The sequence below is a fragment of the Streptomyces shenzhenensis genome (genome assembly GCF_003688995.1).
Taxonomy (GTDB): domain Bacteria; phylum Actinomycetota; class Actinomycetes; order Streptomycetales; family Streptomycetaceae; genus Streptomyces; species Streptomyces shenzhenensis_A.
In genome coordinates, this window is the sequence record NZ_PENI01000040.1 from 18,773 (window position 1) to 42,654 (window position 23,882).

Genomic DNA, 23,882 nt, shown 5'->3' on the forward strand with positions numbered 1-23,882 from the left:
TTCAGCCGATCGGGAGGGCGGAGGCGAGTTCGCTGGGCGCGCCGGTCAGGGTGCCGCACACGTCGGCCAGGCGGCGCGAGGCGTCGATGTGGCCGGCGAGGAACTCGGCGTCCCGGCCCACGGCCTCCAGCCGGCCCGAGCCCCAGGTGAACTGCCAGGGCAGGCCCAGGAAGTACAGGCCGGGGACGCTGCTGACGCCTCGCCAGTGCATCGGGTAGCCGCGTCCGTCGAAGGCGGGGATCTCGATCCACCGGTGGTCGCGGGTGAAGCCGGTCGCCCAGACGACGGATGTGATGCCGGCGGCGGCCAGGTCGAGGGTGCGCGGCTGCTCGCCGGGCTGCCACACGGGCCGGTAGCGGGCCTCCTCGGGTGCCTCGATGCCGTGGGCCTCGATGTGCGCGTCGATCGCGTCCTTGATGCCCTCGGCCACGGCGTCGGCGTGGTCGAGGTTGGTGGCGAGGTCGTCGGCGAACTCCAGCGCCGGGCCTTCGATCCCCGTCAGGCGCCCGTACAGCCGCATCCCGTCCCGGGCGAAGGCGCGCAGGTCGATGTCGCGGCCGCCGTCACGCCCGGTGACGTAGTGGTTGACCCGCAGGCGCACCGCGTCGGCGTCGTCGAAGTCGTCGATGCTCTTCCGGTAGTGGCCCATGTCGTCGAGCCAGGCCACGCAGTCCCGGCCGCGGTAGAAGCGCGCGACCCGGGGCGCGCTGCCGACCGCGAGGTGCACCTGCCGGCCGGCCAGGTGGAGGTCCTCGGCTATCTGGCAGCCGGACTGGCCGGTGCCCACCACGAGGACGGCGCCGTCCGGGAGCCGGTCCGGGTTGCGGTAGTCGGAGGAGTGCACCTGCTCGACGGCGGCGGGCAGGCGCTCGGCCATCCGGGGCAGCTTCGGGGTGTGATACGGGCCGGTCGCCACGACCACCTGGTCGGCGGTGAACTCCCCTGCCGTGGTGGTGAGTTCGAAGACACCGCTCGCCGAGCGTCGCAGCCGGGTCACGGACACCCCCTCCACCAGCGGCGGGCGGAAGGCGGCGACGTACTCCTCCAGGTACCGGACGACCTCGTCGCGGACCATGAAGCCGTCGGGGTCATTACCGCGGTAGGGGTGACCGGGCAGCCTGCACTGCCAGTTGGGGGTCACGAGGCAGAAGGAGTCCCAGCGGCGCTCCCGCCACTCGTGCCCTACCCGGTGGGCCTCGATCACCACATGGTCGACACCGCGTGCGCGCAGGCCGTGGCTGACCGAGAGGCCCGCCTGGCCGCCGCCGATCACGGCCACCGCGTGGTGGGCGCCGCCGAGCCGGGGTACCGCCGGGGTCACCGTGTCGTCCCGTCGGCGTCGAGGAGCGCCTCGACCGTGACCTTGCTGCCGGCCGGGAAGGCGCGGACGCGCGCCGTCTCCTCGATCTGCTCCAGCTGGCCGGAGGCGCCGGTGCAGAAGAAACCGAATTTCTCCCGCACTCTCTCCCCGGCGATTCCGAGCGCGGTCCTGCTGCGCTCCAGGAAGTCGGCCAGGTCGTACTGCGCACCGGCCGTGAAGTAGTCCTCGATCACCGTGGAGGGGGAATAGCAGCGCTGGGTCGCACCGTCGGGCCAGCGCACATCGAAATACATCTCGGGCATGACATCCTCCATGCCGGGCGCCGAGGTCGGGACGCCTCGCCGCTGTGTGTGAGCACCACTTCAGCCAGCGGCGATTACCGAACCAAGTCATCCGGAATAAAGCGGAGTTACGGAAGCCTCACGCTCGGCCAGGGATGTTGTACGCAGAGTTGCCTCAGAGGTAAAAACAGGGCTCTTGGGGCGCGCAGAACCAGTGGAGCCGGGGCGCCGACCGTTTGCCAAGCTCTCGATGAACGGCGAAACGGGGAATCCGCTCGTCGGTCCGGGAATCTCATCGCGGCCGTTTTCCGCGCCGCTGGGTGGTTTCCATGGATACGACGGTCTGGTGTCGTATGCCGCGAGCTCGCGGAGGCCCGGCATGGACACGCTGGTGCGGGGCACCGTGGTGTCGCCTACGGGGCCGGTCGTGGCGGGGGCCGCCGGCCGGGCCGTCGCCGGCTGCGTGAACCCGGGTCCTGCCCGAGGGCTGGGTCCGTGACTCGGTGACCGTGGCCGTTTCGTGCCTCGCAGCGGGACGTGTCCTTGTCGCGGGGTGTCCTGTCGGCGTAACCGCCGGTACGGCACCTCACCCCGGCGAGGGAGACCGTCGGGTTCCTCAGGGGCATCGCCCGGCGGAACAGCTGACCCGGAGGGGGGGAGGTCCACGGTGGAGGAGGTACTCCCCCGCTCCCCCTCCAGCGGCGGCTGGGGTGCGGGGTCCACCCCGGCTGAGTCTGTCCGAACGACAGTCGCTTCAGTCGCTTCGGTCGCTGGACGGCGCAGCGGCCGGGCTCCCCCGGGCCTTCACTTTCTGACGGTGTCGTCGGGCTCGGCGCCCCTTTTGCGCTGGTGTTCGTTGAGGATGTGCAGCATCTTGTCGAACTCGGTGTCCCCCATCCTCTTGATGAGGTGCATGGCGATGAAGGTGCCGTCGTCGTAAGGGAGCTTGGGCGGCGTGCCCGCGGGGCGCCGGGCGGCGGACTGGGCGTCACCGCGCGGCTCGGGAATCGTGTCTGTTCGGGAAGCCGCTTCCTGCTTGGGCCGCGGCGCATCTCCGGCCGACGCTGCCGGGGGCTCGCCCTCGGTGATTACGTCGTAATCACCCGGCCGGTGCTGCGGTTCGGGCCCGGCGGGAGCAGGGGGCCCGGCCGGCGAGCTGAAGGCTTGGACCTTGAAGGCCGCCTTCTCCACTTCCTTGCGGGCGCGTTCGGCCTTGAGTTCCTCCAGAGCCGCGATCTGCTCCTCGTGCGGCCGGTTCCCGACCGCGCGCAGCAGCTCGATGGGCTCCTCACGGATGCGCGCCTGCAACTCGGGCGTGAGATTGAGCAGGGCCAGCCGCTGCGACACCCATCCCTGGGAGCGGTGCAGCCGCTTGGCCAGCGCGCGCTGGCTGCCATGGATGGCCAGCAGGCGTTGCAGGGCACGGGCCTCGTCCAGCTCTTCGAGGTCCTGGCGGTGGATATTGGCGACGAGGGCTGATTCGAGGAGTTCCTCGGAGGTGGCGCCCTGCTCATCGCTGACCATCACCTTGACCGCGGCAAGTCCGGCCTCGCGGGCGGCGGCGAGGCGGCTGCTGCCGTCGATGACGACGTACGCGGTCTCCGGCTCGATATCGGCTTCCCGGTCGGGGTTGGCCTTGACGTAGGCATCACGGTTCATGACCGTGATGGCCTGCTTCTGGCCGTGGGTCTTCAGGCTGCCCGCGAGATCGGTGAGATCTCCGAGCGTCGAACGCGGGTTGTCAGGGTTGAGGCTGATGCGATGCGGGGGCAGTTCCGTCGGCGGGGCGATGCCCGCGGTGGGGACACCGGTGGCCGCGGCCACGGCCTGGCGGCGGGCGCTGACGGTGCGCACTCCCCCGCCGAAACGGCCGGCGCCCAGCTGGTCGGCCTTGCTCACAGCACCTCCCTGGCAAGAGCGCGCATACCGATCGCCTGCTGCGACTTGGGGGCGTACGACAGCAGGGGCTGCTTCACTCGGACGGCCTCCTTCTGTTCCTTGAGGTCTCCGATGAGCCCGACGACCCGGGGATCCTTTATGTCCACCCATCCCTGGAGGGACGAGGTCGCGATGTAACCGCGGCGGGAGTCATAGAGGTTGACGACAATGCCGAGATAGTCGATGTCGACCTGGAGGTCGCCGCGCAGGTCGTCGAACTGCGTGGTGAGCAGGTCGTAGGCGTCCGCGGAGCTGTCCTCGGCCTGGACGACGATCAGTGCGCCCGAGTTGCCGGGCCGTTCGCTCTCGCGCCGGCGACCGTAGTAGGCCGCCGCGTCCATGCTGAGGCCGAGGCTGGGCGGGCAGTCGACGATGATTACGTCGTAATCAGCTTCGAGGGGCGCGAGGGCCCGCTCGAGTCCGGCCTCACGCGCACGCACCGCCGAGAGGCGTACGTCGAGAAGAAAGGCGTCGTGGCAGGCCGGGAGGAGATGAAGCCTGCCGTTGAACCCCTCCTCGTCGACCGAGACGATGAGGTCACGGAGGTCGCCCTTGGGGTCGCCGGCCATGTGATTGGTGAGGCTGTCACCATCCATCGGCAGGGGAGTGGCGCCCAGTTGGTTGGTGAGGTGGCACTGCGGGTCGAAGTCGACGAGGAGCACACGCTGGCCGGGGCCCGGCAGGTTCTCGATGTCGAGCGGGTTCTCGTCCTGCGCCGGTTCGTCGGCATGCGTCTCGCTCTGCCGCAGTGCCTGGGTCAGTGCCTTGGCGACTCGTACGGGACGCAGTGCATCGGGATCCTCGGCGAGCGCTTCGCCGAGGCCGGCGGTGATGGCCGTCTTGCCGACCCCGCCCTTCTGATTGCACACGACGATACGGCGCGTGATCTCGGGGCGGGCGACGTGGGGCGCGGGGTTGGTGTCGAGCCACAGCTGTACGGACTGGGCGAGTCCCTGGATCAGGGAGACCCGTCGGTCGGTGGCGATCTGCCGGAAGTCCTCCCACTGTCCCGGGGGCAGGAAGGTGGAGAAGGAGTCGGCGCCGGAGGTGTCAACGGCCGTGGTGGCAGAGGCCAGATTGCACCAGTCCCTGATGCCCTGTTCGACCGCGGCCTGGATCTCGACGCCGTGCTGGGCGGCCCTGATCTTCAGACTCTGACGGAGCCATCCGGGCAGCTTGCTGACGACCTTTTCGCGGTCGCTGGTTGCTGGTGAGCTCATATCGGACACCATACTAACGCCGGTGATCCTTAGGGCCGCCAACACGTTAGTTATCACTAGTTCGTGGCCAACCAGCCGCTCAGCCAAGGTAGCGGGGGAGTGATTACGACGTAATCACCTCGGCCGTTACGCCGTGGGCGTGTCGCGTCTGCCTGCCGTCCCAACTGCGGCCAGACACGGCTTGCTTCTGACGGACGGTCCGGTTCTCGGGCTCGCCGGCCACGGTCCTCCGTGCAGGGAAGCGCGCCCGGGGGAGCCCCGCCTTCATGGTCTGCCGACGCCGGGTGATTACGACGTAATCACCCGGCGGGTCCGGCTCGGGCCTACGGCAGGGCGGCGCCGGCGCTTGCCCCCTTCTCTGCCCTCACCGGTCCGCGTCCTGTCGGCGAAGGCCTTCGAGGATGACGTTCATCAGAGGCCGTGCCGTTGATTCCCACTCGTCCCGGTCCAGCCGGCTGAGGTAGGCGATGAGCAGGAGGACCCCGTGGGCATCCACGTCCGCGCGGAGGGAACCGGCCGCTTTCCCGGCGTTCAGCAGGTGGCCGAGGGCGCCTTCGATGGGGTTGTGGCTGTGGGCGACAAGGTCCTGCCACGCCGCCGGCTCGAGCGCCGCCAGGACGCCGCGCTTGACCTCGGCGTAGTCGATCACTCGGTCGAGCCAGTGCCGCAGGGCTTCCACGGGCTCGTGTTCCGCCAGGAGGGCGGAGGCGGTGGTTACGAGTTCTTCGACGTCGCGCCGGTAGACCTCGGCGAGGAGCGCTTCACGGTTGGGGAAGTTCCGGTAGAGCGTTCCCTGTCCCACGCCGGCGCGCTTGGCGATCTCGTTGAGGTGGATGTGGTGGGACTCGGCGAGGGCTGCGCGGGCGGCCTCCACGATGCGGGTCCGGTTCTGCACCGCATCCGAACGGCGTGCCGATGCACTCATGGGCCTCTCCTGATGTTCCGCCTCGACCAAGTGGACACGTGTCCGGTAAGCTGAACCGCGTAGCGGACACGTGTCCACTTTACTTGGAGGCGGCAGTGCTCTCTCTTCACGGCAAGATCGTCGCTATCACCGGAGCGAGTGGCGGCATCGGCGAAGCCACGGCCCGGCTGCTCGCCCGGCGGGGCGCCGCGGTCGTCCTCGCGGCGCGCCGCGGCGACCGCATCGACGCCATAGCCCAGGACATCCGGGAGGCGGGGGGCCGCGCCGCCACGTGCGTCGTCGACGTCACCGAGGCCGCGGATCTACGGCGGCTGGTCTCCGCCACCGTCGACCGGTACGGCCGTATCGATGTACTGGTGAACAACGCCGGCATCGCCCCGATCAGCCCGCTGGCCGACCTCGACACCGAAGGCTGGTCGGCCATGATCGATGTCAACCTCCGCGGCATGCTCAACGGCGTCGCCGCCGCGCTGCCCGTCTTCCGCGCGCAGGGGTCGGGCCATCTGGTCACCATCGTCTCCGTGGCCGGCCTGGCGTCCGTGTCGCCCTCGATGGCTGTCTACGCCGCGACCAAGAACGCGGTACGCACCGTCCACGAGGGGCTGCGCAGGGAGTCCACCGACGGGGTGGTGCGCACGACAGCCGTCTCGCCGGGATACGTCCGTACCGATCTCGCCGACTCCATGGCGGACCCGCGCCTCCGCGCGCAGACGCGGAAGAACATGGACGCGGTGGGCATCTCTCCGGCCGCGGTGGCCCGCGCGGTGGCCTTCGCCATCGAGCAGCCCGGCGACGTCGAGATCGGTGAGATCAACGTGCGCCCCACCGTCCAGGCCTGACACGGCCCCGAAGTCCTGGCTCGGACGCCCCGGGGTCGGTCACAGTCGACTGACTTACCGGGCGTCGCTCAGAGCCATCCCGTGTCCGAGAGCGCTCCATGCCGTCGCGAGGATGTGCGGCCGGGTCTCCGGGGAGGCGGGCGCAGCGGCGTCATCCGGTCCGGCTACGGCGAGCGTGCAGAGGGCGCCGAGCGCTCCGATCACCCGGCACCGGCGTTCGAGGCTCCCTTGTCCGGGCCCGGGCAGGCAGAACATGCGGCAGATGTCGCTGCCGAGAAGTTCGACTTCACGCTGCAGGTGCGGCTCCTCCAGGGGGGTCGCGAAGGCGGAGACGAGGCTGATGTAGCCCGGCCGGCGCAGCGCGAGATCGGTCAACGCGACGAGGGAAGCCGCGTCGCGTGCCGGCCCGCAGGGCAGGTCGCTCACGGAGCGCAGGACGGCGTGGGTCTGACTCCGGCACTGCTCGACCGACTTGCCGATCAGTGTGTCCTTGCTCGTGAAGCGGTTGAGGATCCCGGCCTTGGAGTAGCCCGTGGCGTCGGCGACGGCCTGGATCGAGGTGCCCTTCACGCCGCGGCGGGCCAGCAGTCCTGCGGCGACGTCGAGGACCGCTGCGTCGATCTCCTCTTTGGAGGGTCGGATTCCCATGCGGCCACCCTACCCGTCCCTGAACAGCCCAGACAGTGACTGACCAAATCGATAATTGCCTGACCGAATCGGTCATATACTCTGGCGGGCGGCGCGTATCGGCTCGTCAACGGCAGCCGCCCGCAGGCACTTTCCGTAGGAGGAGATCGCTCATGCCACAGAACGCATCGTCGACGCCCGGCGTTCTGATCGTCGGAGCCGGAGCCATGGGCCTCACATCCGGCTACCACCTGCAACTGGCCGGCACTGAGGTGACGTTCCTGGTACGCCCGCAGCGCGCGGAGAGTCTGGCCCGCCCGCAGGTGCTGTACTCCTACGACGACGCAAGCCTGAAGCGTTTCTCCGGCTACCGGGTCCTCTCGGATGTCGGCGACGCCGGCGATCGGGCCTACGACTACGTCATCGTCACTCTCGACGGCGCGTCCTCACGCTCCGCGGAGGGCACGGCTCTGCTGAACGGCCTCGGTGACGCCATCCGTGACACCGATGCCGTCGTCATCGTCGGCGGCATCGGCCTCGACCTGCGCCTGCACTGCCTGGACGCCCTCGACATCGGCGAGGAGCGCGTCATCAGCGGATGGCTGGGCCTGCTGGCCCACCAGGTGGCCTCCGCCGACCTGCCCGTCCACCCGCCCACCGATCCTCACGTCCTGGCCCGGGCCGACATGGCTTACCGCACCCTGTCCGCAGGCGGTTTCATGGTCGAGGACAGGTTCCCGGGCGTAGCGGCTCGCTTCAAGGCGCTGTACGACGGCTGCGGCGTGTCGCGTTGTGACATCGTCGACCACGACCACTTCCCGGCCCAGGTGGCCGGCCTCTTCCCGGTCTTCCAGGCGTGCCACTTGATGGGATGGCCGCCCGCGGCACGGCTGACCGACCACGAAGAAACCTGGAGGCTTGCGGTCGACGCGGTCCGGGAGGTCGTCTCCGTCCATGGGGACAGCCGTACGGAAGCGGTCAGCGGGAAGAATCTGACGCGGATGCTGGTGGCCTTCGAGAAGGAATCCCTGCCCCTGGACTGGAACGGGTTCAACGCGTTCCACCATGGCGCAAAGGTCGCACGGCAGGATCTGAAGCTGCTGCGGGACTATGTGGCAGCCGGAGAGCGCCAGGGCAAGCACATGGTGGCGCTGCGGGAGCTTGTTGCCGCAGCGACGGCATTTCACCGGCAGAACGCCTGACGGGCGGCCGGCCCGGGAGCAGGGCCGGACAACCGATCCGGGGGCCGGCATCCTTCGGTCACCGGTCACGGGAGACGACCACCGGCCGACTAAGGTCCGTGGATCGAGAGCCTGTTCGGGAGGAGAACATGGATGCTGCGGCACCTGCGCAGGGCGGCCTGTGCCGGACTGGTCGGGGTGGCGGTTGCCGTGGCTGGGTGCACGAGCCGTTCGCCCGAGCCCGCCGTTGCCGAGATGTCGCCCAGCGCGCGGGCCTACTTGTCGAGGTCGCTGGACATCATGGAAAAGCACTCTCTCCTCCGTCACGAGGTCGACTGGGCGGACGTGCGAAGCAAGGCGTACGTGCGTGCACGCGGCGCGCGGAACGCGGCGGACACGTACGGGGCGATCGAACTGGCTCTGCACTTGCTGGGCGACGGACACAGCGTCTTCTGGGAGCCGGATGAGGCAAAGGACCGTCTGGGGGCCTCGGCGGGCGAGTTCGACTGTCTGGAAGGCCGTTCGCTGAAAAGTGGCGTGGGCTACGTTTCCCTGCCCGGCGTGCAGGGGTCGCAAGAGGCGTACGACCAGTACGGGCGGCAGGGCCGAAGTGCCGTGGCGAAGGCCGACGAGGCCGGAGCCTGCGGCTGGGTGGTGGATCTGCGCTCGGGCACCGCGGGCAACATGTGGCCAATGCTTGCCGTCGTGGGTCCGATCCTGGGCGACGGCGAGGTCGGCGCGTTCGTGGATGCCGACGGTGGCAGAACCGTCTGGTCGATCAGGCACAGCAGCCCCTACCTGGACGGCGTGTCGGCCGGTTGGGGGGAGGGCCGACCGCTCGCCAGAAGCGGCCCGCCGGGCGCGGTCCTGACCGGGAAGCGGACAGCCAGTGCGGGGGAGGCGGTCGTGGTGGCCTTCCGAGGGCGTCCCGGCACCCGGTTCTTCGGCGAGCGGACCAGCGGGCTTCCCACGGCGAACGAGGGGCACCGGCTGGCCGACGGAGCCGTGCTGGTCCTCACGGGAGCCAAGCACGCGGATCGCACGGGCCGCGCCTATGACGCGCCGATCCCTCCGGACGTGGAGATCGTCAAGGATCCACGCCCGGTGGCCCGGCACCGGGACGAGGTCCTGCAGACGGCAGAGAGCTGGCTCCTCGATCAGGCTGCCTGCCGTCGGTCGTGAGGAGGCTGCGCCGGTTTCCTCGGCCGGCTCGGGGACGCGCTTCTCCGGGCCGGCCAGGGGGACGGAGGCAGGCCTGACGGCGGGCCAGGTGGGGGAGTGGGAGCCCGTGTGGGTGCATCCAATTGGGTGGGGCTTGTCCGGGGGCCGGTCGCTTCAGTCGCTTGGGTCGCTGGCTCTCAGGGGGCTCCGGAGGCACAGCGACTGAAGCGCAGCTACTCAGCGACTGTTCGGTCGCTGCCCTGGGGCAGGATAAAAGCGCAGGTCAGCGCGGTGTCGTTGCGGAGACAGCGACTGAAGCGACTCAAGGCCCGTATATATGAGGAAGTTAGTGTGTGTGCGTGTGCGTGATATATAGAAGCCTTCAGTCGCTTCAGTCGCTGTTTCGGGTAGAGCACCCAGTCTGACCTGCGGTTTTCTTCTGGCTGTTGAGTAGCTACTGAAGGGCCTTCAGTAGCTGCCCTTTTCCTTCAGTCGCTGCCGGCTGCTGGATCTGCCTGTCGGGGGACGTGTTCCACGCCCCCGCGGGCCCCATTCGCTAGTCTGTGTCCGTCGTTGAGTCGCTTCGGTCGCTGATAGGGGGTGCAGATGCCAGCTGATCTGCGGTTTCTTTCCAGCGACTCAGCACGGGCCGCCCCCGGTCCTCCGGTCGCTGAGCTGTCGCTGGCCACCGCCCGCTGGTGTGCCCGCCGAGGCTGGCCCGTCCATCCCCTGGCCAAGGGCCGCAAGACCCCGGCTGCGAACTGCCCCGACTGCCGGGCGCATCCCCATCCGCCGGCGGGCTGCCCCTGCCTCCAGGCAGGCCGCTGGTGCCACGGCTTCCACGCGGCCACCCTCGACCAGGACCGCATCCAGCAGTGGTGGGGAGCCAACCCGGAGTTCGGCATCGGCGTGGCCTGCGGCCTGGCCGACCTGATCGTCATCGACATCGACGCGCACTCCGCCGAGCCGCCCACTCGGGACCGGATCCTGCCCGGCATCCCCATCGCCGACCACATCGACCTCACGGGCCTTGCCAGCGGCTTCCACACCCTCGCCGTCCTGGCCGCCCTGCGGGGCCGTCCCAGCCCCGCAGACGACGAGACAACGCTGCGCGTCCGCACCCCCTCGGGCGGCCTGCACGTCTGGTACCGGGCGGACGGCCGCCGTTGGCAGTCCTCCGTCGGCTCCAGCCCCGGCCGGGCCCTGGCCTGGCAGGTGGACGTCCGCGCGCACGGCAGCTACATCATCGCTCCCGGCACCACCACGCAGCACGGGACGTACACGCCCGTCGGCGAGGCCCGCGAACCGGCGGCGCTCCCGCTCTGGCTCGCCCAGGAACTGGAGCGCACCGGACATCTGCCCGCACCGGACATCCCCGCGCCCAGGCCGGTCCCGCCCCGCGCCCGCCAGGCCGTGCTCGCCGCGGGCGGCGGACGTGAGCGGGCGCGGCACACGCTCGACACGGTGCTCGCGCCGGTGGAGGCCTGCGGGCAGGTCGCCGAGGGCGCCGGGTTCTCCGACGCCCTCAACCGCGCCGCCTACACGCTCGGCGGGCTCGTCGCGGCCGGCCGCCTGCCCCGCGAGGAGGCCGTACAGGCGCTCAGGGACACCGCGCTCGCGGCCCGCCCCGGTCAGGAGCGGCGGATCGACCAGATCGTCCAGAGCGGTCTGACGGCGGGTCTGAAGCGGCCTCTGTACGGCTCTGGGAGGCGCCTGTGACGTCCCCCAGGCCGGAGACGCTCTTCGAGTTCGACCCCGAGGCCGTCGCCGCTCAGATCAGGGCTCAGGGAGCCACCTCGGTGCCGCGCCCCGCCCAGGCCGACGACGGCCGTGCGGCCGCCGGGGAGGCGACCGCGACCGGGCTGCTGCCGGACACCCTGTCCGACCGCGGCAACGCCAAGCTGTTCGTCAAGCTGTACGCCAATGACTACCGGCACGTTCCCGGTATCGGCTGGTACCGGTGGGACACCACCCGCTGGCAGATCGACGAGGACGACACCGTGCTGTGGGCGGCCGGCGACCTTGCGGAGAGCATCACCGGCCATGATCCCCGCGGCGTCTTCACGACCACGGCGCTGCAACAGCACCGCCGCCGGGCACTGTCGACCACCGGTATCAACGCCATGCTCGCCCAGGCCAAGTCGGCCCCCGGCATGGTGTTGAACGCGGCTCTGCTGGACGCCGATCCGTATGCCCTGTGCACGCCCGACGGCATCGTCGATCTGCGCACGGGACTGGTGAAGAACCCCGACCCGAACAAGGACTTCCACTCCCGTTCCACCACCGTCGGACCGCGGCACGGGCCCACCCCGCGCTGGGAGAGGTTCCTGACCGACACCTTCGGCGACGACGCCGAGGGCCGGGAGATGATCGACTACCTGCAACTGCTGCTCGGGTACTCCGTCACCGGTGACGTCGGCGGCCAGATCCTCCCCTTCCTGTTCGGTTCGGGGAAGAACGGCAAGTCGGTTCTGCTGGATGTCCTGATGAAGTTGTTGGGGGATTATGCGGATGCGGCTCCTCCTGGTTTTTTGATGGCGCGGCCTTATGAGGGGCATCCGACGGATCTGGCGGAGTTGCATGGTCGGCGGGTGATCGTGTGTTCGGAGGTGAAGCCGGGGGACAAGTTCGATGAGGCCCGGGTGAAGCTTCTGACCGGTGGTGACCGGATCAAGGCGCGTCGGATGCGGCAGGATTTCTTCAGTTTCGAACCCACGCACAAGCTCTGGCTGTTGGGCAACCACCGGCCCGAGGTCGGCACGGGCGGGTTCGCTTTCTGGCGCCGTATGCGGCTGATCCCCTTCGAACGTGTCGTCCCCGACCACCGCAAGATCGACAACCTCGCCGACATCCTTGTCACCGAGGAGGGCCCGGGTATTCTCGGCTGGCTCATCGACGGCGCCCGCCGCTACCTCGCCAGCGACCGCGACCTCACCGGTCCCGAACGCGTCCGTATCGCCACCAACGCGTACGCCGAGACCGAGGACCACACCGGCCGGTTCTACGACGAGTGCTGCGTGCTGGGCCCCGATCTCCGGGCCGAGCAGACGGCCCTCTACGCGGCCTACAGGACGTGGTGTCAGAATGAGGGCGCGCCGGTCATGTCCTCAAGGGCGTTCGCCGCCCGCACCCGGGAACTCGTGGGACTGGCTTCGCCCAAGGAGATGATCCTGTCCAACCAGCGCAAGCATTACCCGGGTATCGGACTGCTCACCGACCAGGAAAGGGACGCCGAGGCATGAGCTCCCTGATCGCCGAGGACGAGATCAGCCACGAGACGGAACTCGTCTGGCTCGAGGACATCGACAGCCTCGACTACGTCCGTCAGAGCCTGGACCGGCTGCCCACCCGCAGGGGCAGGCCGCCCTACCACCGCGACGGCCGCATGGTCGGCTACGCCCGGCTCGGCGCGACCGCGAAGCCGTCCCGCCAGTCCGGAACCTTCCGCCGCCGGGTCTTCTGGCTGCTGCCGCACGACCGCGACAGCGTCCCCGACGGCCTCTACGCGAAGAGCGCCCCCGCCGAAGCGGTCGACCCCCACACCCTGGCGCCACGGAGCAAGGGGTACAAGACGGAACGCTCCGAAGGCGGCCCGCCCTCCAGCGCCATGCAGCAGCTCGGCATAACGCTCCCGCTGTGACCGCCGTACGTGCCTTCGCGGCCGGCCGCCGACAAGGAATCCCCGCGTCGAGCGGAGCCCCGGGCCCGCGAGGCGCCGCGGCTCGGGCGGCCGAAAGCCGGGATGCCGGCTCTCCGGTCGCCCTCACCTATCGGCGGGCAGGTCATGGATGCGTCCTGCCGTGCGTCGAGTGCACCTGGAACAGCCGCGGCTGCACATCGGTGGCGATCTTCGCCGCCTGGTCCATGTGGACGCGGGCCTCGGGGTTGGCGAGCATCGTGCGGTAGTGCTCCTCGGACTCCCACTGGGCGTAGTTGATGACACGCTCGCCGTCCTGGGAGGCGTGGAAGTTGGCGCAGACGAAGCCGGGCTGATGCTTCATCGTCTCCTCGGTGGCGTGGGCCAGCAGCGCGAGGAGTTCGCCCTGGCGGTCGGGCGAGACGGTGAAGGTGTTGATCAGAGTCGCCACCGGGCGGCTGCTGTCGATGCGTGCGGTAACAGTCATGATCCTTTCCCTCCCCTTACCCGGGGTGCGGGGAGGCGAGCGAGGGGCCGCTTTCCACCGATCGGACGCGGACCTTCACGCAAGCGGCGCCGATACCGCCGTAGCGGTCGTACGCGATCCGTACGGCATCGGTACGCGAGGCGTACGTTCCGTGGGATGATCGAGGGGCAGGAGGTGACCATGTCCGAGCTGTTCGACCGGGTCGACGCGCTGATCGCGTCCCGGTCCCCGCTGCCGCCCCCGGCCGAGCGCAGACGGCTGCGCCAGGCGCACGGTCTGACGCTGGACGAAGTGGCGTCCGCGCTGAAGGTGCGCCGGGCCACGGTGTCCGGCTGGGAGTCCGTCAAGAAGCCGACCGAGCCGCGCGGCCCGGAGCGGGAGGCGTACGCGCGCCTGCTGGACAAGCTCGTGGACCTCTACCCGCCGGACGCCACGACCACGGCGCCCGCTGAGGACACGGCTGTTCCCGTTCCGGTTCCAGAACGGGAACAGGAGCGGGAACCGCTGACCGTGTCCGCGGACCCGGCCGCCGGTGCCGCGCCCCCGGCGGCCGGACCGGACTCCCAGGCCCGGCCCGCCGCCCCGGCCACCGCCTCGCGGCCGGCGCGCGGCACCAGGCCGCCGGCGACGCCACAGCGGCCGGCGGCGAAGAAGGCCGCCCCCGGGCCGGCCGCCACCGCGGCCGCGGACCCGCGCTTCGAGAACGGCCCGCTCGCCGTGATCGACGCCGACGCAGGCGGCCAGGTGCTGGCGTACTGCCCCGGCGGTCTGATCCTGGACGTACCCGCGAAGTCCCTGCCGGCCCTGGTCGACTGGACACTGACGGAGGCCAGACTCGGGCAGCCGAGGCTGTCCGGGCCGGGCAAGGACGCCGATCCGCTGCTCGTGCTCACCGAGGCCGCGCTGGAGCGCTACGGCCTGCCCGGCGCCCTCACGGACGAGGAACGGATCGCCGGGCGGCTGCCGGAGGACCACAAGGCCGTCAGGCAACTGGCCCGCGCCGACTGGAAACTGACCAAGCGCGGGCTCGGGCCGTGGGCGCGGATCTACCGCCCCGCCCGCGGCTCCGAGCGGGCCTGCGTGCAGCTGTGCATCCCGTCCTGGCACGCGCTCGACGCCCGGCACTGGGGCACGGCCGCCCAGCTTCCGCCCGCGGAACTCGCCCGGCTGCTGGGCGTGTACGCGTCCCGGGTGATGACACCGCGCGGCTCCACCGCCGTCACCGGCCTGGAACTGATGACCGCGCTGCACCCGCCGACCCGCGCCTCCGAGCCCGACGCCGACGGCCGCCGGCACTCCGAGCACAACCCCGGCAGCCTGGGCACGGACCCGGTCGACTGCGCGCCGTGCGAGGCCCCCGACGGACACCCGCTCCTGGCGGACCTGCCGCGCTTCCACGTCCGCGGACCGGCGGAGAAACTGTTCGAGGAGGCGTACGACTGGGCACGGCCGATGACCGACGCCGAATGCACCCGGCGGCACCTGGTCGGCATCGACGTCAACATGGCCTTCGCCGCCGGCGCCAACGGCCTGGTCGTCGGCCTCGGCGCGCCCACCCACGTCAAGGCGCCGGTGTTCGATGCGAAACTGCCCGGATCGTGGCTGGTCGACCTGTCCCATGTCGACCTGTCCCGCGTGAAGATCGCCAAGGACACGTGGGCGGACCTGGACGGCGAGATGCTGCCCAGCCCGTTCACGCCGAAGGGCGACCGCCCCGAAGGCCCGGCCTGGTACGCGACGCCCACCGTCGCCTACGCCCAGGAGCTGGGCTACGAGGTGCGCCCGGTCGAGGCATGGGTGCGCCACGACAACGGCCGTTACCTGGACGGCTGGTACAACCGGCTGCGCGACGCCTACCTCGCCACGATGGCCGACCTCGGCGTCACCGCCGACCTGCCGCCGGCCGGCTTCCTGGCGGCCATGGACGGCTACAAGGAACGCGACCCGGAACTGGCGGTCGTCGTCTCGGCGGTCAAGGCGACGGTCAAGGGCGGCCTGGGCAAGCTGCGCGAGCGGCCCCGCGGCGAGGGCTGGCGGCCCGGCCGGCCGTGGCGGGCCCTCGCCCGGCCCACCTGGCGGCCGGACATCCGCGCCGCGGTCATCTCCCGTACGCGCGTCAACCTGCACCGCAAGATCGTCAAGCACGCGGCGTTCACCGGGCAGTACCCGGTCGCGGTCCTCTCCGACTGCGTCGTGTACGCGGCCGACGGGACGTCGCCGCTGGACTTCCTTCCCTACCGGGACGGCAAGCCGCTGCCCGGCGGCTTCAAACTCGGTGTCAACCCGGGCCTGGTCAAGCACGAGGGCACCCAGAGCGTGCTGTGGGGCGAGGAGGTCCGCGAGCGGTTCGGCGCCCCGGAGCTCAACCTCGCCCGGTACATCAAGGACGGCACCGTCACCGACGTCGACAACGGGGAGTAGGCAGGCATGACCATGTTCGGCGACGGCCTGGAAGCGGCGGTGCAGAAGGCGTTCACCCGCCCGGCACCCAGGAGCGCGGGCGCGCAGATGCGGTACCTGGTCAAGCAGCTCAAGGGCACCAGGCAGGTCGCCCAGCTGCTGCGGATCTCCCAGCGCACCGTCGAACGGTATGTGAAGGACCAGATCAAGAAGCCCCGCCCGGACCTCGCCGCCCGCCTGGAGCGCGAGGTGCGCAAGCGGTGGCAGCCGCAGATCCGCGCCAGGGCCCGCGCGAGGGCCGCGACGACCGACGGGATCGTGATCGACACCCGTGCCCGCATCGGCTACACCGCCCCGGTCGGCACCACCGACGACGCCCGCCTCCGGCATCTGACCGTCGCGCTGCCGCCCCGCTACGCCGCCCGCCTCTTCGACGCCCACCAGGCCGGCGCCGGAGACCAGCAGCTGCGGCAGATCGCCGCCGAAGGACTCAGGGAGATCTACTTCCAGGACAGCGGCCGCCGCGCCGGCAGCTTGGAGGAGGTCCGCCTCACCGACGTCGAACACGTGGAGTTCGACCTGTAGCCGCCCCTGCGGACGCGGGCCCCGGACCGTTCATCCCTGTGAATTGCTGAATTTAGCAATTCGTTGGATGCTGGGCCGACTGCGCCCGCAGGTAGCCGTGGGCGCGGTCCTCTGTGTCGGGAAGTCGAGGCGCCGTGTCCGTTCCGCCTGCGCAGTCGCTCGCGCTGGGCTTCGGCGTCTCGTCCGGGCTGGGCGCCGTGGCCGAGCACATCGTGGCGTGCCGGATCGACGGGCCCTTGTTCTTCGCCGCCGCCCACCGCTTCCTGCCGGAACTGCCGCGCCACGAGGGCCAGGACCACGCCACCACCCCCGACGCGATCCGCCCGGTGAGCACGTCGCGCACACGGTGCACAGGGCCGAGATGCCTGGCGCACGCGCGTCGCGAGCAGGCCGTCGTCCGGCCCGCCCGGTGCGTGGGGGAGTGCCTGGCCGTCCGTACCCCCGTCCCGGGCACCGTCACGTACCACGCGGACGGGATCCGGGGGAGCGGCGGCGCAGGGACCGGCACCCGGTCCGGCCCCGCCGAAGTGATCGCCGGCCGGGCCGTGGGCCGGGCCGCCCACCACCGGCGCGCCCCCGGCCGGCCGGACCTGCGGCCCGCACGACACGCTCCCGCTCATCCGTCCGACGACGGTGAGCGGCTTTTGACCCATCCGCCCGGAGAAATGACACGCATGCAGCCGCACGACCTGCTCCACCGGCATGTGCTCACCCTGCCCGCCGAACCGAACGCCGTCCGCCTCGCACGCGAGACGGCCGAACAGGCGTGGACGGAATGGGGCATCAGCCTGCGCCACCCCACCATAGGCCCGGCCCTGCTGATCCTGAGCGAGCTCGTCACCAACAGCGTCCGGCACGCCGCCGCTCTTTCCCCGCAGGTCACGGTGATCTACGCGACCGGCCCCGGCCGCCTGGCCGTCGCCGTCCACGACCGCCATCCCTACCGGCCGCCGCTGTACGCGGCGCTGTCCGGCGCCGGCACCGGGGGACTGGCCACCGTCATGGAACTCACCATCGGCCTGGACGGCACCGCGGACGTGCAGGCGGACGCCGACAGAGGAGGAAAGAGCATCTGGGTCACCCTGCCCCTGTGAGCCGCCCGGGCCGCGGCGGCCCCGCCGGCGCGGATTCGGTGCTGCCGCTGTGGCAGGCGAGGATGGGCCCATGCTGTCGATGAGTGGGTGGAAGCCATGGACCGACGTCCGGCCGGTGCGGCCGTGCCGCCGGGAAGGGAAGGGAACGGCCCGGTGAGTACGCCGCTGTACCAGCTGAAAGCCGAGTTCTTCAAGACGCTCGGCCATCCGGCGCGGATCCGCGTCCTGGAGCTCCTGAGCGAGCGCGAGCACGCGGTCGCCGAGATGCTGCCCGAGGTGGGTATCGAGCCCGCGCACCTGTCCCAGCAGCTCGCGGTGCTGCGCCGGGCGAACCTGGTCAAGACCCGCAAGGAGGGCTCGAACGTGTACTACTCGCTGACCAGCCCGCACGTCGCGGAACTGCTGCGCGTGGCTCGGACCATTCTGTCCGGCGTCCTGGCCGAGCAGGCCGAACTCCTCGCCGGCCTCAAGGCCGCCCAGCGGGAGACGAAGCAGCCGTAGCGGCTACGGCCCCGGTCTCACAGCCGTTCGATGTGCGGGGCGTCCGGCATGACGCCCCGCGTGTCCAGCACGTACCCGCTCTCCGCGGTGACACGCGCCAGGTCGAACCCGTCGTGCACGGTGAGCAGCACCACGGCGTCGTAGGACGAGTACGGCAGCGGGGCGCACAGCGGGTGCGGCCCCTCCGTGATGAGGGGGTCCACGACGTCGACGAGCGCGCCCCTGCGCTCCAGCTCGACGACCACCTCGGCGGCGGGTGACCGGCGCGAGCCGGTGACGGTCCTGCAGGCGAGCCCGAGCGCCAGCACCCGGGCACCCTCGAGGTCCTTGCCGTGCCGCGTGTCGAGGCCTTCCTGGAGGCGGCCGACGACATAGGCCGGCTGCGCCTCGTTGATCTCCTGGGCCAGTTCGACCAGCCGGAACGCCTTCTCCTGCGGCGCCCTGCCGTGCTGGCTCAGATGCACCGGGTCGACCGGCAGGCCGTGGCCGTCGGCCCCGGGCCCCGGCGTGAACGTCGCGAAGCCGACCGGGTCCGAGCCGGACAGGGCGAGGGCGTGCCCGGCCGTCACGTCCAACGTGTGCGCCACCCGGCACAGCTCGTTGACGAGCGCGATGTTGACATACCGGAAGGCGTCCTCGAACACCTTGGCCAGCTCGGCCTCTTCGAGGCTGTTCGCCGGCACCACGTTCTGCGTGATGCCGGTGTAGAACGCCTCCACCTGGTCACGGCATTTCTCGGTGAGCCCGGAGACGATCTTCGGAGTGTGCGTGAGCGACCACTGCTCGTTGCCCGGTTCGACGCGTGCCGGGCTGAACCCGAGATGGAAACTGGTCCCGGCCCGCATCCACGAGAGCGCCTCCAGGATCGGGCGCACGATGTTGCGGGTGGTGCCGGGATGCGCGGCGGTGGACTCGAGGACGACCGTGGCGCCCTTGCGCACATGCCGCGCGAGGGCCTCCGCCGCCTCCCGCACGGCCCCGAGGTCCGCCACCCGCGCGTTCTGCGGTGTGGGCATGGCGATGACGGCGACGTCGAAGCCGGCCAGCAGTTCCTCCTCGCAGGTCACCCGGTACCGGCCGGACTTCAGGGCCGCCTCCAGCGTCTGGTCGGGGATGCCCTCGACGGGGGAGACGCCGCCGCGCAACTGCTCCAGGCACCGCGCGTCGGGCTCGAAACCGATCACGTGATGGCCCGCCTCGACGGCTGCCATGGCCAGCGGCAGACCGATAGGGCCCTGTCCCATGACGGCAATGTTCACTGGTCTCCCTTTCCGGGATGTGCGCCGGTGGTTGCTCACACAGGAAGAGGCCAGGGCGGCGAATATATGATGATAGATCGCTCATGTGGCGTAATGATCTTGGAAAAGTGCATACGACTGGTGCATAAGTGATGCAGGTCACGTTTGATCTGTGCGGATTCCGCGTAATACGAGACGTCTTCGCGGGTCTTAAGGGCACGTCGGCATCCGTCGGCGTCGGCCTCAACGTGGAGAAGGACCCATGGACATCACTGTCGAGCAGCCCGTCCGCGCCCGACTGATCACCTCGGAGAGCCAGGAGCTCCCCGTGTCGGCCACGCTGCAGTACACCTCGGGAGACCCGTTCGCCGTCCACATCGGTTTCCCGCCCGACGTCTCGCTCAGCGGCACCGACGTCACCTGGACCTTCTCGCGTGAGCTGCTGCAGGCAGGACTGGACGCACCGGCCGGCCAGGGCGACGTGCACATCTGGCCGTGCGGCCGGGTCCATACGGTCCTGGAGTTCCACGCGCCGGAGGGCCTGGCGCTGATCCAGTTCGACACGGACGCCCTGCGCCGCTTCCTGAAGCGCACGTTCGCCGCCGTGGCCCTCGGCAAGGAGAACATCGACGTGGCCGTCGACCGCGGCCTGGCCGCCCTGGTGGGGGGAGTGTGAGCGGCGCCGGCCGGGGGAGGGGGCGGCGCGGCCGTCAGCCGTACGACAGGTTGGAACACGGGTCGTCGTCGGCGGACCGGACGTTGCCGGTCACCGGGGTGGGCTCGGGGGCCGGGGTATGTGCTGTATAGGACCGGCCCAGGATCACATTGATGCCCAGCGCGCCGATCGACTGGAGCCGGGCCCCGGGGAAGAGCCCGGCGACCGTCCGGGCCTGGGACTCGAGCCCCGTGCCGTACTGGACCACGGTGGTGGTGTGGTCCTGGCCGCGGGCGTTCGCGGTGCCGGCGACGGTGAAGCCGCTCTCGGTGAGTTCCGCGGCGGCGGCCGCGGCCAGGCCGGACGTGGCGGTGCCGTTGTAGACGGCGACGCTGATGCCCGCTCCGGAGACGGCGTCGGCGGCGCCCGGTGAGGCGGAAGCCGACCCCGGTGCCGCGTCCTTTCCGCCGTCGGTGCCCAGGTCGTCGATGGGGCGGTCGTTCTTGAGCGCGGCCCACAGCCGGTCGGCGTCCGGCTGGACGATCGCGATGCGTGCCCCCTGGTAGCGCCAGGGAACCGTGACGAACTTGGTGTCGTGCAGGTCGATGTCCTTGAGGGACATGGCGAACGAGATGAGCTTGTGCGCGGTGCCGAGGCCCCGGTCGACGGTCATCGACTTGGTGACGGCGTCGGCCAGCGGCAGCAGCTTGGCCGGGGTGAGCCCGTCGCTCTTGACCTTCTTGACCAGACCGGCGACGAACGCCTGCTGACGCTTGATCCGTCCCATGTCGGAGCCGTCGCCGATGCCGTGCCGGATACGGACGTAGTCCAGGGCCCGTTGCCCGGATACCGTCTGTTCGCCCTTCCGGAACAACAGCTCGCCCTGGGTGCCGCGGTTGGGGTCGAGGTCCTTCGCGTAGACGTCGTTCGGCACACACACCCGCACCCCGCCGACCACGTCCGTCACCGCCGCGAAACCCTTGAAGTCGACGACCAGGGTGTGGTCGACATGCAGCCCGGTCAGCTGCTCCACGGTGTTCTGGGTGCAGGCCGGGTTGCCCTTCTCCGTCTGCCCGACCGAGAAGGCGGCGTTGAACATGGCGTTCGTCCGGGCCTGTGTCCAGCTGCCGTCGGGCAGCCTGCACGGGGGAATGGTGACCAGGGTGTCCCGCGGGATCGACACCGCGACCGCGTGCCTGCGATCGGCGGGGATGTGCAGCAGCAGCACGGTGTCGGAACGGCCCGTGTCGTCCTTGTGGCCGCCGCCCAGCGCACTGTTGCCGTCGTTGCGTGCGTCGGAGCCGATGACCAGCACGTTCTCGCCCTTGGAGGAGCGGGCGTCGGGACGGTCCTCGGACAGGCCGTTCCCGTCGAAGGTACGGATGTTCCCGTTCAGCCTCAGCTGGATCCAGCCCACGCCGACCGCGCCGAGCACCATCAGGGTCAGCATGATGAACAGTGCCGACCGCAGCCGGTTGCGGGTACGCCGCCGTGCCGCTCGCCTGCCGCGGCGCGGTTCGCCCTGGCGCCGGTGGCGGGAGGGGGAGGGCGCAGCCCGGTCAGTGGTGGTCATCCGAGCGTCCTCATTCGTCCGACTGGTACGGAGGGGACGGCCGACACCACCCCGGGGCCCTGTCGGACTGCGGTGGCACGCACGGGGCACGTGCCGGGGTCGGGCGTGCTGCACCCCACACGGCCGGGGCGAGGGCTGACACCCCCGCCCCGGCGGAACTTCATTGCCTCACCGCGCACATGAGCCCGTACGTCGCCCTGCACGGGAACCCGTGCTCCGGCGGCGACGGCGGGAATGCGCGGTGAGGCATGTGTGCGACGCATGCCGCGCGAGGCGGCAGGACGTCCGGACGCGCTGCTGCGCGGCCGTTATCAGAAGAGCAGGTCGTCCGGGGCCAGGTCGCCGACGACACCGCCGGCCAGGCCGTCGGCGACACCGTCGGCCGCGTCACCGGCGACACCGCCGACGACACCGCCGGCGACATCGCCGATCGCACCGCCCGCGACACCGTCGACCGCACCGCCCGCGACACCGCCGACCGGGGCGGTGTCCTGCGGCTGGGCCGCGTGCTTGCACCCGTTGTTGGCACCGGACGAAAGGGGCTCAAGCCCGAGGATGCTGATGGTGTTCCCGCACACCGTGACCGGAATGTTCAGCGGCAGCTGGAGCAGGTTGCCGGACAGGGCCGAGGTGCCGTTGCCCGAGTCTCCGGGAGCGGCGGGCGCTGCGGCAGCACCCAGCGCACTGGTCAGGACCAGCGAGGCGGAGGAGGCCCCAAGGACGGCAGCCGTCATGATCTTGCGCACGGATTGTCTCCAGATCTGGTTGGACGCTTCCTGGCAGGCTGCGTGTCTGTACTCGCTCAAGAAGGCATGCGGAGCACCCGGGCCGTGGCACGGCCCCGGCAGCCTGTAGTGAAAGAGAGGCCACGAGAGGGGTTATGACGCGGGGCGGCAACGTAGGTTGACGTCTATCCGGTTCACTGCCGTACCGGCCCGAATGCCAGGGGTTCACACCACCCGTTCGGCGCAAGTGTGGTTTCCCGCGAAGGCCATCGGCGTTGTGCGGGGAGAACCGCGGGATCCCCTGCCATGGCGCGGCAGGGGACCCCGTAAGGTGAAACTTCCTCAGCTCCCCATGACGGCCGGCAATTGGTTCCCGCGGCGCGTTACCCGGCCGCCGGGTCACCCTGTGGCCGGGTGAATACGGTGACGGCTCGGCCGCGTGTCACAGGGCCTCCGGAGAAAGGGTATTCTGGGCGCGTCCTGGGGAGTGTGGCGGAACTGGAAGACGCGCCGGATTCAAGTCCCGGTGTCCTGTGGCGTGAGGGTTCGAATCCCTCCACTCCTACTTCGACGGATTCCCGCGAGCTGTGGGTGAATATGCCCGCAGACTCGCGGTTTCGCGGCTGCGTCGCTGGTGACCGCAGGACGCTCCGGATCCCGGCTGCTGGCTGGATGATCTGAAAAAGGCCTTTGCAGCGCCTTTTCATTCCCGTGGTGACATATCACATGCGATACGTAGGCGCGGAGTCGCCGATGGCAGCGGAAGACTGAGTTCCGTTCAGTATGGCAGCGCGAGGCGGCCGTCACCTATATCTCCGGCGGGAGCACTGAAGGTCGCTCACGGCCACATACTCCGGCCGGTTCGGGGAACGCTCAGAGCGACCGTACGGCCAGGCCAAAAGAATCAAGGTTCACGTCGGGCGCCGTGGCCAAATATCGCCAGTACGCTTGTCTGATCTTGACGGAAAGAGATCGGCGTTGTGTTGACAAGTAAATCACTCGGGAGGGTGTATTACCCGATACGGTGAACTTGGCGCGAAACCCCGTGGGTCCGGACCGTGGCCACCCCTCTGCGAGGTAGGTTGATGGCTGCTCAATTTTCCACGCCGACTTGAGGGGGATCCCTTGGGGAGCCCAACGCACCGGGGCCCTGACCGACGCCCGGGTCTCACATCCGGGGAAATCGCCCGGATGTCAGGTACGGTCACGCGGCCCACGGTCGCTTCGGTGGCGACGACCGCCGGAGTGCCGGGACATGGAGTCCGCAGAGGGATCTCCCAGGAGAACGGCCGGCGCATGGCGGCCGCGATGTCCGTCGGCCTGCTGACCGAACGTTCCGCGCGATGCATCGCCGAGGATCCGCAGGCGGTCATCAGGGCGGCACAGGAGCTGCAGGCCCTGGTGTGGGAGATCATGCGCGCCAGATTCGAGGAAGAAAGCGCTGACACAACGGCAATTGCCTAGGTAGGAAGACACCGGCCCGGCCGCACCTCA

The 23,882-nt window shown here is 70.2% G+C and carries 22 protein-coding genes and 1 tRNA gene; 13 read left to right on the top strand and 10 right to left on the bottom strand.

Features of this window, described 5'->3' with window-relative positions; translation table 11 throughout:
• Nucleotide 1: 1 nt before the first annotated feature.
• The 5 genes from CTZ28_RS39400 to CTZ28_RS39420 form a co-directional block, all read right to left on the bottom strand.
• Nucleotides 2-1,321 (bottom strand): MSMEG_0569 family flavin-dependent oxidoreductase, encoded by a 1,320-nt coding sequence (locus CTZ28_RS39400; RefSeq protein ID WP_121894579.1) that lies wholly within the window; start codon nt 1,319-1,321, stop codon nt 2-4.
• Nucleotides 1,318-1,623 carry an MSMEG_0570 family nitrogen starvation response protein gene (locus CTZ28_RS39405; protein WP_121894580.1) on the bottom strand — a complete coding sequence of 102 codons (306 nt, stop codon included), beginning with the start codon at nt 1,621-1,623 and terminating at the stop codon, nt 1,318-1,320. The genes CTZ28_RS39400 and CTZ28_RS39405 overlap by 4 nt, the downstream gene beginning before the upstream one ends.
• Nucleotides 1,624-2,406: 783 nt before the next feature.
• A complete protein-coding gene (locus CTZ28_RS39410; RefSeq protein WP_121894581.1) occupies nt 2,407-3,501 on the bottom strand; it encodes a ParB/RepB/Spo0J family partition protein in 1,095 nt (364 codons plus the stop codon).
• Nucleotides 3,498-4,760: a ParA family protein gene (locus CTZ28_RS39415; RefSeq protein ID WP_121894582.1), complete on the bottom strand. Its 1,263-nt coding sequence runs from the start codon at nt 4,758-4,760 to the stop codon at nt 3,498-3,500. Before CTZ28_RS39415 ends, CTZ28_RS39410 begins: the two co-directional genes overlap by 4 nt.
• A gap of 364 nt (nt 4,761-5,124) precedes the next feature.
• The gene (locus CTZ28_RS39420) at nt 5,125-5,685 is read right to left on the bottom strand and encodes a TetR/AcrR family transcriptional regulator (protein WP_121894583.1); all 561 of its coding nucleotides are present in this window, start codon (nt 5,683-5,685) and stop codon (nt 5,125-5,127) included.
• Nucleotides 5,686-5,780: 95 nt separating this feature from the next.
• Between CTZ28_RS39420 and CTZ28_RS39425 the strand changes: the two genes are divergently transcribed.
• Nucleotides 5,781-6,524, top strand: coding sequence for an SDR family oxidoreductase (locus CTZ28_RS39425; RefSeq protein ID WP_121894584.1), 744 nt, complete (start codon nt 5,781-5,783; stop codon nt 6,522-6,524).
• A 54-nt stretch (nt 6,525-6,578) separates the two neighbouring features.
• Here the strand turns inward: CTZ28_RS39425 and CTZ28_RS39430 are convergent, their stop codons facing one another.
• The gene (locus CTZ28_RS39430; protein ID WP_121894585.1) at nt 6,579-7,172 is read right to left on the bottom strand and encodes a TetR/AcrR family transcriptional regulator; all 594 of its coding nucleotides are present in this window, start codon (nt 7,170-7,172) and stop codon (nt 6,579-6,581) included.
• Nucleotides 7,173-7,324: 152 nt separating this feature from the next.
• Between CTZ28_RS39430 and CTZ28_RS47455 the strand changes: the two genes are divergently transcribed.
• The 5 genes from CTZ28_RS47455 (at nt 7,325) to CTZ28_RS39455 (ending at nt 13,133) form a co-directional block, all read left to right on the top strand.
• Entirely contained in the window at nt 7,325-8,353 is a 1,029-nt protein-coding gene (locus tag CTZ28_RS47455) for a ketopantoate reductase family protein (RefSeq protein WP_183154814.1), read from the top strand.
• Nucleotides 8,354-8,587: 234 nt separating this feature from the next.
• Nucleotides 8,588-9,514 carry a S41 family peptidase gene (locus CTZ28_RS39440; protein WP_121894635.1) on the top strand — a complete coding sequence of 309 codons (927 nt, stop codon included), beginning with the start codon at nt 8,588-8,590 and terminating at the stop codon, nt 9,512-9,514.
• Between the two features lie 585 nt (nt 9,515-10,099).
• Nucleotides 10,100-11,212 carry a bifunctional DNA primase/polymerase gene (locus tag CTZ28_RS39445; RefSeq protein ID WP_121894636.1) on the top strand — a complete coding sequence of 371 codons (1,113 nt, stop codon included), beginning with the start codon at nt 10,100-10,102 and terminating at the stop codon, nt 11,210-11,212.
• Nucleotides 11,209-12,735 carry a DNA primase family protein gene (locus CTZ28_RS39450; RefSeq protein WP_121894586.1) on the top strand — a complete coding sequence of 509 codons (1,527 nt, stop codon included), beginning with the start codon at nt 11,209-11,211 and terminating at the stop codon, nt 12,733-12,735. The genes CTZ28_RS39445 and CTZ28_RS39450 overlap by 4 nt, the downstream gene beginning before the upstream one ends.
• Nucleotides 12,732-13,133 carry a DUF6009 family protein gene (locus CTZ28_RS39455; RefSeq protein WP_121894587.1) on the top strand — a complete coding sequence of 134 codons (402 nt, stop codon included), beginning with the start codon at nt 12,732-12,734 and terminating at the stop codon, nt 13,131-13,133. Before CTZ28_RS39450 ends, CTZ28_RS39455 begins: the two co-directional genes overlap by 4 nt.
• Nucleotides 13,134-13,275: 142 nt before the next feature.
• Here CTZ28_RS39455 and CTZ28_RS39460 read toward each other — a convergent pair whose 3' ends face one another.
• A complete protein-coding gene (locus CTZ28_RS39460) occupies nt 13,276-13,617 on the bottom strand; it encodes an antibiotic biosynthesis monooxygenase family protein (protein WP_121894588.1) in 342 nt (113 codons plus the stop codon).
• A gap of 180 nt (nt 13,618-13,797) precedes the next feature.
• Between CTZ28_RS39460 and tap the strand changes: the two genes are divergently transcribed.
• From tap to CTZ28_RS39480, 4 genes are all read left to right on the top strand, one after another.
• A complete protein-coding gene (gene tap, locus CTZ28_RS39465) occupies nt 13,798-16,038 on the top strand; it encodes a telomere-associated protein Tap (protein ID WP_121894637.1) in 2,241 nt (746 codons plus the stop codon).
• A 6-nt stretch (nt 16,039-16,044) separates the two neighbouring features.
• Nucleotides 16,045-16,602, top strand: a complete 558-nt coding sequence (gene tpg / locus CTZ28_RS39470; RefSeq protein WP_121894589.1) for a telomere-protecting terminal protein Tpg — start codon at nt 16,045-16,047, stop codon at nt 16,600-16,602.
• Between the two features lie 674 nt (nt 16,603-17,276).
• The gene (locus tag CTZ28_RS39475; protein ID WP_121894638.1) at nt 17,277-17,696 is read left to right on the top strand and encodes an ATP-binding protein; all 420 of its coding nucleotides are present in this window, start codon (nt 17,277-17,279) and stop codon (nt 17,694-17,696) included.
• Nucleotides 17,697-17,849: 153 nt separating this feature from the next.
• Complete coding sequence (locus CTZ28_RS39480; RefSeq protein ID WP_183154815.1) at nt 17,850-18,197, top strand: ArsR/SmtB family transcription factor; 348 nt, start codon at nt 17,850-17,852, stop codon at nt 18,195-18,197.
• 17 nt (nt 18,198-18,214) lie between these two features.
• Here CTZ28_RS39480 and CTZ28_RS39485 read toward each other — a convergent pair whose 3' ends face one another.
• Nucleotides 18,215-19,441, bottom strand: coding sequence for a nucleotide sugar dehydrogenase (locus tag CTZ28_RS39485; protein WP_259472019.1), 1,227 nt, complete (start codon nt 19,439-19,441; stop codon nt 18,215-18,217).
• 256 nt (nt 19,442-19,697) lie between these two features.
• Here CTZ28_RS39485 and CTZ28_RS39490 point away from each other — a divergent pair, with 256 nt between their 5' ends.
• On the top strand, nt 19,698-20,111 hold the full coding sequence (locus CTZ28_RS39490; protein WP_121894592.1) for an SsgA family sporulation/cell division regulator: 414 nt from the start codon (nt 19,698-19,700) through the stop codon (nt 20,109-20,111).
• 34 nt (nt 20,112-20,145) lie between these two features.
• On the opposite strand, the gene CTZ28_RS39495 is transcribed toward CTZ28_RS39490, so the two are convergent.
• Nucleotides 20,146-21,663, bottom strand: a complete 1,518-nt coding sequence (locus tag CTZ28_RS39495; protein ID WP_121894593.1) for an LCP family protein — start codon at nt 21,661-21,663, stop codon at nt 20,146-20,148.
• A gap of 311 nt (nt 21,664-21,974) precedes the next feature.
• Nucleotides 21,975-22,409 (bottom strand): chaplin, encoded by a 435-nt coding sequence (locus CTZ28_RS39500; RefSeq protein WP_121894594.1) that lies wholly within the window; start codon nt 22,407-22,409, stop codon nt 21,975-21,977.
• 462 nt (nt 22,410-22,871) lie between these two features.
• Here CTZ28_RS39500 and CTZ28_RS39505 point away from each other — a divergent pair.
• A tRNA-Leu gene (locus CTZ28_RS39505) sits at nt 22,872-22,953 on the top strand.
• A gap of 662 nt (nt 22,954-23,615) precedes the next feature.
• Entirely contained in the window at nt 23,616-23,852 is a 237-nt protein-coding gene (locus CTZ28_RS46715) for a hypothetical protein (RefSeq protein ID WP_147481265.1), read from the top strand.
• Nucleotides 23,853-23,882: the final 30 nt, after the last annotated feature.